General features: G+C 65.7%; 1 protein-coding gene. It reads left to right on the top strand.

The genetic code is table 11. The annotated features are described in order from the left end of the window. The first annotated feature begins 62 nt into the window (after positions 1 to 62). Positions 63 to 1,310 carry an IS30 family transposase gene (locus NAM01S_RS33590; protein WP_067793396.1) on the top strand — a complete coding sequence of 416 codons (1,248 nt, stop codon included), beginning with the start codon at positions 63 to 65 and terminating at the stop codon, positions 1,308 to 1,310. The last annotated feature ends 13 nt before the right edge of the window (positions 1,311 to 1,323 follow it).

Below are 1,323 nucleotides of genomic sequence, written 5' to 3'. Positions count from 1 at the left end.
GATCCTTGGGTTCAAGGGGTGGATGCAACACCCCGTTCTTTTGAGCCTTGTGGAGTGTTGCGATGGCGCTGCCGCCGTTGAATGTGGTGACTCGTTCGTTCTGGGATTTGGTTGTTGGTGGTGGTGTGTCTGCGTCGGCGGCGGGTGTGGCCGTGGGTGCCTCGGCCACCAGTGGTATGCGATGGTTCCGGAATGCTGGCGGGGTGAAACCTCTACTGCCCGAACCGAAGTCCTGCGGCTCGCGGTCGCGGTTGACGTTCTCCGAGCGGGAGGAGATTGCGGTGGGTGTGGCTGCCAAGGAGTCGATCCGGTCGATCGCGCGGCGGTTGGGTCGTCACCCGTCGACGATCATGCGCGAGATCGACAACAACGGAGGCGGACGCGGCCGCTACCGCAGCACCCATCGGTTCGGCGCCCGCAGGGGCGGGTGGGAGGCCAGACCGCCGTATCGGGCGAGTCTGGCTCAAGCCCGCTGCGAGGCGCGGGCGCGGCGACCCAAGCCACGCAAGCTGGTCCTCAACGACGCGTTGGGTCAGACTGTGCAGGACCGGTTACACGCCAAGCACAGTCCCGCCCAGATCAGCGGCGCCCTACGCCTCGAGCACCCCGACCGTCCGGAGATGCAGGTGTCCCACGAAACCATCTACAAGGCGTTGTATCTGCAAGGCCGCGGTGGGCTGCGCCGTGAGTTGGTTTCGTGCCTGCGCACCGGGCGGGCCATACGCCAACCCAACCGCAGCCTCGAACGGCGCAGCAACCGCACCCGCATCCCCGGCATGGTCAACATCAGCCAGCGCCCGGCCGAGGCAGCCGATCGTGCGGTGCCCGGCCACTGGGAAGGCGATTTGATCCTCGGCAAAGACAATGCCTCGGCGATCGGCACCCTGGTCGAACGCCGCTCCGGGTTCCTCATGCTGCTGCACCTACCTACCGATCACACCGCCGAATCGGTCGCCGAGGCCGCTGTCGCCACGATGAGCACCCTGCCCGAGTTCCTGCGCCGCACCCTGACCTGGGACCAAGGCAGCGAGATGGCCCAGCACGCCCGCATCGCCATGGCCACCGGCCTGGACATCTACTTCTGCGACCCGCACTCGCCCTGGCAGCGCGGCACCAACGAAAACACCAACGGCCTTCTGCGCCAATACTTCCCCAAAGGCACCGACCTATCGATCTTCCCCGCCGACTACCTCGACTACGTCGCCGCCCAGCTCAACACCCGACCCCGCAAACGCCACGGCTATCGCACCCCCGCCCACATCCTCAATGACATACTCACCGAATCAACCACTGTTGCATCGACCACGTGAATCCACCATCTTG

This window comes from Nocardia amikacinitolerans NBRC 108937 (genome assembly GCF_001612615.1).
Lineage (GTDB): Bacteria > Actinomycetota > Actinomycetes > Mycobacteriales > Mycobacteriaceae > Nocardia > Nocardia amikacinitolerans.
The sequence above is the reverse complement of the archived record's forward strand: the minus strand, read 5'-3'. Positions and strand labels throughout refer to the sequence as shown.